Source organism: Corynebacterium halotolerans (assembly GCF_050107895.1).
Classification (GTDB): Bacteria; Actinomycetota; Actinomycetes; order Mycobacteriales; family Mycobacteriaceae; genus Corynebacterium; species Corynebacterium halotolerans_B.
Window position 1 is genome coordinate 1 of record NZ_JBNILW010000030.1, and the last position, 7,635, is coordinate 7,635.

A 7,635-nucleotide genomic window follows, 5' to 3' on the forward strand; every position below is an offset into this window, starting at 1 on the left:
GACCTACACGAGCGAGCGGGCCCGGCAGGCAACGTACGAGGAGTTTGTCCACGAGTACAATTGCCACCGAGCCCATACCGCTATCGGAGGGTTAACTCCCCAGCAACGCGTTCACAACGTCACAGGGTAGTACAGCTAGGGGCCCGCGGCGTCAGCTCGCGTGGTGCACTTCCGCCAACCCGTACACCGGGGTGTCCAGACCCTCCGCCCGCGCCTTGAGCTGTAGCGCCAGGTACCGGGAGTAGTGGCGGGACTGGTGCAGGTTCCCGCCGTGGAACCACAGGTTCTGCTGCCGGGTGGGCTTCCACATGTTGCGCAGCTCGCCCTCCCAGGGGCCGGGGTCCTTGGTGGTGTCCGAGCCCAACCCCCAGCACTTACCCACCTTGTCGGCCACCTCCTGACTGATCAGCTGCGCGGCCCACCCGTTCATGGAGCCGTAGCCGGTGGCCAGGACGATGACGTCGGCGGGCAGCTCCGTGCCGTCCGTCAGCACCACGGAGCGTTCCTTCACGTGGTCGATGGAGACTCCGGCATGCAGTTCAATCTTGCCGTCGGCCACCAGGTCAGAGGCTCCGACATCGATGTAGTATCCGGAGCCCCGCCGCAGGTACTTCAGGAACAGGCCGGAATCATCGTCACCGAAGTCGAGCATGAATCCGACGTCGCGTAGGGAGTCGTAGAAGTCCTTGTCCTGTTCCCGGATCCTGTCGAAGACCGGTTTCTGGGCCTCATTCAGGATGCGGTAGGGCCAGGAGGCGAAGAGGAGGTCAGCGGAGTCGGTGTCCAGTCCGGACTCGAGTGCCTCCTCGGAGTACAGCGGGCCGAAGACCTCGCGCATCAGGGTCTCGGAACGGGTGATGTGGGTGCTCGAACGCTGGATCATCACCGGGTGCGCGCCATTTTCGTGGAGGTCCGCGCAGATGTCGTGCGCCGAATTGTTTGCGCCGAGCACCACCACGTTCTTGCCCCGGTCGCCGCCACCACCGGGGTGTTCGGAGGAGTGCCGGATCTCGCCGGTGAAGTTCTCCTGGCCCGTCAGGTGGGGGCGGTTCGGTACGCCGGACATGCCGGTGGCCAGGACCACGTGCTCCGGTTGCAGCTGGAGCTCTTGCCCGTTGCGGTTGACCCGTACGTTCCAGCGGCCGGAGTCCTCGTCGAACTCGGCCTGTTCACAGACGGTCCCGGTCCAGTAGTCCAGGTCCATGATGCCCACGTAGTGCTCGAGCCAGTCACCCATCTTGTCCTTCGGGGTGAACACCGGCCAGTGCTCGGGGAACGGGAGGTAGGGCAGGTGGTCGTACCAGACCGGGTCATGCAGGCAGAGGGAGTGGTAGCGGTTGCGCCACTGGTCGCCGGGGCGCGGATGCTTGTCCACGATCAGTGTGGGAACCCCCTGGCGCTTGAGCCGGGCCCCGAGGGCGACGCCACCCTGCCCGCCACCCACGATCAACACGAAGGGCTGCTCCGTGATGCCGAGGGAGGCCTGGCGCTCCGCCTTGCGGGTGGCCCAGTTCTTCCGGTCCGGATGCACCCCGTGTTCCACGCCCAGTTCGCGGGTGCGGCCCTTCTTCTCCGGGAAGTCGATCAGCTCCCGGGCGGAGGTCAGCAGGGTCCACGCGCGGCCGTTGCGCAGTCGCACCACGCCCCGGCAATGGAAATCCTGGGAGTCGAAGGTGAAGAAGGCGCGCAGCACTCCCTCGCCCTCGTCGACCACCTCGCCGTCAATGCGCAGGTTGCTGAGGCTGCAGCGTGGCCAGGTCTCCCGAATCAGGGCGGCGATCTCGTCACCGCCTTCTGCGGTGGTGAGATTCCAGGAGAACGCCAGCAGATCCCGCCAGTAGCCGTCATCCTCGAAGAGTTCGGTCACCGCCGCCGCTGCCGCATCGGCGGACTCCTGCGCGGTGGCGGACTCCATGGCGTTCAGCCAGGTGTGGACGTGGTCGCGGTGCTGCTCTGCCATGGTGTTCTCCCCGGTGGTGTGACAAAGATTACGTTTTCGTGTCACGATAGTGAGACGATCGAAGGGCCACCCCCGTCTGGGAACCTTGCGAATTAGCTTGCATCTGCAGCAGGCTCGGGTGCAGTCACTTCTGTGAAGCCACCTTCTCACCCCCGTTGATGGTCCGGTACGGTTCGTCGGCCGTGACGTTGAGATCCAGGCCCAGGGGGCGGGCGGCCTGGGGAAACGCGCGTTGGGGACAGTGCGGCCGCGGACAGCTGGTGCAACCGGGGCCGATGGGGGTCCCGGACTCGGGGCTCAGATCCAGGCCCTGGCTGTAGACGAGCCGGTCCGCCTGGCCGAGATCGCAACCGAGGCCCACGGCGAATTCCTTCCGGGGCGTCGCGAAGCCGTGCACTTGGCCCTGGACCGTACGCGCCACCCAGAGATAACTGCGGCCGTCCGGCATGGTGGCCACCTGCCGTACGAAGCGTCCGGGCTGTTCGAAGGCGCGGTGAATCACCCACAAGGGGCAGGAACCGCCGGAGCGGGAGAAGTGGAAACTCGTGGCGGACTGCCGCTTGGAGATGTTCCCCGCACGATCCGTGCGCACGAAGAAGAAGGGCACGCCCCGGGAGCCGGGCCGTTGGAGGGTGGACAGCCGGTGGCAGGTGGTCTCGATACCACTGCCGAAGTGCGCGGCAATCCGGTCGATGTCATAGCGGTAGTCCTCCGCGACCTGCCGGAACCGCTCGTAGGGCAGGACCACCGCCGCGGCGAAGTACTGGGCGAGTCCGAACCTGCCGACGTCGCGCGAGGCGGTGTCGGGAAGCGGCGCAGCGAGTCGCTCCAGCACCTCCGGATGCACGAGCAGGGCGTACTGCAGGGCGATCTCGAAGAGATTCTGTGCGTCGGTCAGGCCGGTGCGTAGGTGCAGCTCGCGGTCCTCGGGGTGGAAGATCCGCCGTGGTCCGGTGCTGTGCCGGCGGAACCGCACGGTGACTTTCGCGTCGGCGTCCAGCCGGGCGGCGAGGCGGCTCAGCCGAAACTGCGGATCGCCGAGCTCCCCGGCGAGCTCCTCACCCAGATGGTCGAGTTCCCCGATGTAGTTGCGTGCGTCGTAGAAGAAATCGCGGACCGCCTCGTAGGGGCTGGCCTCTTCCCGGGGGCCGCGGTGGGCGAGCTCCAGGAGTTCCGGTACCAGGTCCGGATAGCGGGCGGCGAGGTCACCGAGCTGCTCCCCGGGCACCTGCGGAAAGGCGGACTGCAGGTCGGCGATGGTGCGGGCGTCGCTGTCGGGGGAGAAGTACGCGGCCTCGACCGGGAAGGCGGCGGTCAACGCCAGCAGCACGGTGGCGGTGAGCGGGCGCTGATCATTTTCCAGCTGGTTGAGGTAGCTGGTGGACAGATCCAGCTGCCGGGCCATCTCCACCTGGGTCAGGCTCCGGCTGCGGCGAAGCGTGCGAATCCTCGCCCCCGCGAAGAGCTTTGACATGAGGCCTCCGATCCTGGGAACACCACTGCCACCAGCAGGTTCCGCAACTTCCACTGATTTCACGAAATCATGCCACTACATTACACAGACAACGCTGTGACTACCAGCACACTTTGCTGCCTAGCATGAATGGCACAACAGGATCGACATCAGATCAGGAGAGAACATGATCGAACACAAGGTGCGCACCCGCCGCTCCGCCGAGGACTTCCCGGTCGAGGAGCACCTGGCGCACAAGATCGCCCGCGTCGCCGCCGACCCGGTGGAGGTGCCCGCAGAGACGAAGGAGATGATCATCAACCGGATCATCGACAACGCCGCCGTCTCCGCCGCGTCCGCGTTGCGACGCCCCGTCACTTCCGCCCGCGCCACGGCCCAGGCCCGCCCGACCACCGACCGCGGCGCCTCCGTCTTCGGTCTGCCGGGCAGGTACGCCGCTGAATGGGCGGCCCTGGCAAATGGCACCGCCGTCCGCGAGTTGGACTTCCACGACACCTTCCTGGCCGCGGAGTACTCCCACCCGGGCGACAACATCCCGCCGATCCTCGCCGCCGCGCAGCAGGCCGGCAAGGGTGGCCGCGAGCTGATCCGCGGCCTGGCCACCGGCTACGAGATCCAGGTGGACCTGGTCCGCGGCATCTGCCTGCACGAGCACAAGATCGACCACGTCGCCCACCTGGGTCCCTCCGCCGCCGCCGGCATCGGCACCCTGCTGGATCTGGACGTGGACACGATCTACCAGGCGATCGGCCAGGCCCTGCACACGACCACCGCCACCCGACAGTCGCGCAAGGGCCAGATCTCCTCCTGGAAGGCCTTCGCCCCCGCCTTCGCCGGCAAGATGGCCATCGAGGCGGTCGACCGGGCCATGCGCGGCGAGGGCGCCCCGGCCCCGATCTGGGAGGGCGAGGACGGCGTGATCGCCTGGCTGCTGTCCGGCCCCGACCACGAGTACACCGTCCCGCTGCCGGGGAAGGGCGAGGAAAAGCGTGGCATCCTGGACACCTACACCAAGGAGCATTCCGCCGAGTACCAGTCCCAGGCCCCGATCGACCTGGCCCGCCGCATGGGCGAGCGGCTGCTCTCCGAGGGCAGGGATCTGCGGGAGGTCGAGTCCATCGTCCTGCACACCAGCCACCACACCCACTACGTGATCGGCACCGGCTCGAACGACCCCCAGAAGTTCGATCCCCAGGCTTCCCGGGAGACCCTCGACCACTCCATCATGTACATCTTCGCCGTGGCCCTGGAGGACCGCGCCTGGCACCACGAACGCTCCTACGCTCCGGAACGCGCCAACCGGCCGGAGACCGTCGAGCTCTGGCACAAGGTCTCCACCGTCGAGGACCCGGAGTGGACCCGCCGTTACCACTCCACCGACCCGGAGGAGAAGGCCTTCGGGGCCCGCGCGGTGATCACCTTCCGCGACGGCACTGTCGTGGAGGATGAGATCGCCGTTGCCGACGCCCACCCCTACGGTGCCCGGCCCTTCGCCCGCGAGCAGTACATCACCAAATTCCGCACCCTGGCCGAGGGCATCGTCGCCGAGGCCGAACAGGACCGCTTCCTCATGGCCGCAGAGAACACCGAGAACCTGGCTGACCTGTCCGAGCTGAACATCGAACTGGCCGAGGACGTCCTGGCAGGTGCCCCCGAGACCGGAAAGGGACTGTTCTGATGTCCGGCCTATTCTCCAGCAACCGCACCCCGAACGAGCGTCGCAAAGCACTGCGAGCGGGGCTTTCCTCCGGCACGATCCAGAAGCTGCCCGGGGCCTTCTCCCCGCTGGTCGCACGCACCATCCAAGAGGCCGGTTTCGAGGGCGTTTACGTCTCCGGCGCCGTCGTCGCCGCTGACCTGGCGCTGCCAGACATCGGCCTAACCACACTGACCGAGGTCGCCGCCCGCGCCCGCCAGATCGCGCGCAGTACCGACCTGCCCGTGCTGGTCGACGCCGACACCGGCTTCGGCGAGCCCATGTCCGCCGCCCGCACCGTCTCCGAACTGGAGGACGCCGGGATCGCCGGCTGCCACCTGGAGGACCAGGTCAACCCCAAGCGCTGCGGCCACCTCGACGGTAAGGAGGTGGTCCCCACCGAGCTCATGCTTCGTCGCATCACGGCGGCCGTCAATGAACGACGCGACGATGACTTCGTGATCTGTGCGCGTACCGACGCCGCGGGGGTCGAGGGCATCGACGCCGCCATCGAGCGCGCCAAGGCCTACGCCGAGGCCGGCGCGGACCTGATCTTCACCGAGGCGCTGCACCAGCCCGAACACTTCGAGAAGTTCCGGGCGGCGGTCCCCGATGTGCCGCTGCTGGCCAACATGACGGAGTTCGGCAAGACCGAGCTGCTCAGTGCCCGGACCCTGCAGGACATCGGTTATAACGCGGTGATCTACCCGGTGACCACCCTGCGCATCGCCATGGGACAGGTGGAGGCGGCCCTCGGTGAGATTGCCGAGACCGGCACTCAGACCGGCTGGCTGGACCGCATGCAGCACCGCTCCCGCCTCTATGAGCTGCTGCGCTACGCCGACTACAACACGTTCGACCAGCAGGTCTTCACCTACTCGGCCGAGAACTACGAGAACTAGCCACCACATCAAGGAGAACCGGACATGTCGAATGAACCTGAAATCCGCAAAGGCCTGGCTGGCGTCGTCGCCGACTACACCGCTGTGTCCAAGGTCGTGCCCGAAACCAACTCGTTGACCTACCGGGGATACCCCGTCCAGGAATTGGCCGCCAACTGCACCTTCGAGGAGGTCGCCTACCTGCTGTGGCACGGTGATCTGCCGGATGCCGGGCAACTCCGGAAGTTCAACGAAGAGGGCCGTCGGCTGCGCGAGCTGGATCAGGGGCTGATCGAGCTGATCGATGCCCTGCCCACCACCTGCCACCCGATGGATGTGCTGCGCACCGCCGTGAGCTACCTGGGCACCAAGGATCCGGAACCCTTCACCACCGACTCCGCCCACATCAGCCGGATCGGCCTGCACCTGATGGCACAGCTGCCCACCGCCGTGGCCTATGACGCGCGCCGCCGCAAGAACCAGGAGTTCATCGCACCGAACCTGGACATCGGCTTCGCCGAGAACTTCCTGACCATGGTCTTCGGCGACGGGGAAGGATCACCCGCCACCAATGAGAAGGACATCCGGGCCTTCGAGAAATCCCTGATCCTCTACGCGGAGCACTCCTTCAACGCCTCCACCTTCACCGCCCGGGTAATCACCTCCACGATGTCGGACACCTACTCCGCCATCACCGGTGCCATCGGCGCACTGAAGGGGCCGCTGCACGGCGGCGCCAACGAGTTCGTCATGCACACCATGCTGGACATCGACGACCCCGCCAAGGCCGCAGAGTGGGTCAACAACGCCCTGGACAACAAGCAGAAGCTCATGGGCTTCGGGCACCGCGTGTACAAGAGGGGTGACTCGCGGGTGCCCACCATGGAGGAGGCCTTCCGGGAGCTGGCGCAGCGCCACGACGGGGAGAAGTGGGTGCAGATGTACGACACCATGGCCGAGACCATGGACGGGCGCACCGGCATCAAGCCGAACCTGGACTTCCCCTCCGGTCCCGCCTACCACCTGCTGGGCTTCGACGTGGAATTCTTCACCCCGCTCTTCGTCCTGGCCCGCGTGACCGGCTGGACCGCGCACATTGTCGAGCAGTACGAGTCCAACGCCCTGATCCGCCCGCTGTCCGCCTACAACGGTGAGGAACAGCGTTCCGTTCCGCAGCGCTGACCGGACTCCGGTCGCCGGGTTCCGTTGATGCCTCCGCCACATGCGCGGAGGCATCGCTGCTTTCGGATGTCCGGTTGCCACCCTCCCGTTTCGGGGGTAGCCGGGTGACTCCCCGCTGTCCCCACGATGAGAAATGCACTCAGGTTCCAGTTGGGTCATCTTCCCTGCGGAACCGCCCAACAGCCCGCCAGCCGCCGCTGATTCACGCTTTAACCTGGCTGGAAGCTGTGCGGTCAGCGAACCAGATTCTGTTAAAAGCGCGCTTCACGTGCTTTGCTTCCGTTATGCTGATTTTCGTTATCTAACTCACACTCAATATCCTGGAAAGGATCAACCACGTGGTATCGCAGAAGCTGCCGTCCTTCACCAAGGTCCTGGTTGCCAACCGTGGCGAAATTGCGGTGCGGGCATTCCGCGCCGCGAATGAGACCGGCGCACAGAC

General features: G+C 66.3%; 6 protein-coding genes. 4 read left to right on the plus strand and 2 right to left on the minus strand.

Going from position 1 to position 7,635, the window contains the following annotated elements; all coding sequences use genetic code 11:
* Positions 1 to 151: 151 nt before the first annotated feature.
* Together ACQCVD_RS15305 and ACQCVD_RS15310 are read right to left on the minus strand one after the other, a co-directional pair.
* Entirely contained in the window at positions 152 to 1,960 is a 1,809-nt protein-coding gene (locus ACQCVD_RS15305) for an NAD(P)-binding domain-containing protein (protein WP_426824646.1), read from the minus strand.
* A gap of 124 nt (positions 1,961 to 2,084) precedes the next feature.
* Complete coding sequence (locus tag ACQCVD_RS15310) at positions 2,085 to 3,434, minus strand: short-chain fatty acyl-CoA regulator family protein (protein ID WP_426824647.1); 1,350 nt, start codon at positions 3,432 to 3,434, stop codon at positions 2,085 to 2,087.
* A gap of 166 nt (positions 3,435 to 3,600) precedes the next feature.
* Between ACQCVD_RS15310 and prpD the strand changes: the two genes are divergently transcribed.
* The 4 genes from prpD to ACQCVD_RS15330 all read left to right on the plus strand — a co-directional run.
* On the plus strand, positions 3,601 to 5,112 hold the full coding sequence (prpD, locus tag ACQCVD_RS15315) for a 2-methylcitrate dehydratase PrpD (RefSeq protein WP_426824648.1): 1,512 nt from the start codon (positions 3,601 to 3,603) through the stop codon (positions 5,110 to 5,112).
* Positions 5,112 to 6,032 (plus strand): methylisocitrate lyase, encoded by a 921-nt coding sequence (prpB, locus tag ACQCVD_RS15320; protein WP_426824649.1) that lies wholly within the window; start codon positions 5,112 to 5,114, stop codon positions 6,030 to 6,032. The genes prpD and prpB overlap by 1 nt, the downstream gene beginning before the upstream one ends.
* A gap of 24 nt (positions 6,033 to 6,056) precedes the next feature.
* Positions 6,057 to 7,193, plus strand: coding sequence for a bifunctional 2-methylcitrate synthase/citrate synthase (locus ACQCVD_RS15325; RefSeq protein WP_426824650.1), 1,137 nt, complete (start codon positions 6,057 to 6,059; stop codon positions 7,191 to 7,193).
* 338 nt (positions 7,194 to 7,531) lie between these two features.
* Positions 7,532 to 7,635: biotin carboxylase N-terminal domain-containing protein (locus tag ACQCVD_RS15330; protein ID WP_426824645.1), on the plus strand; the 104-nt coding region annotated here is incomplete at its 3' end.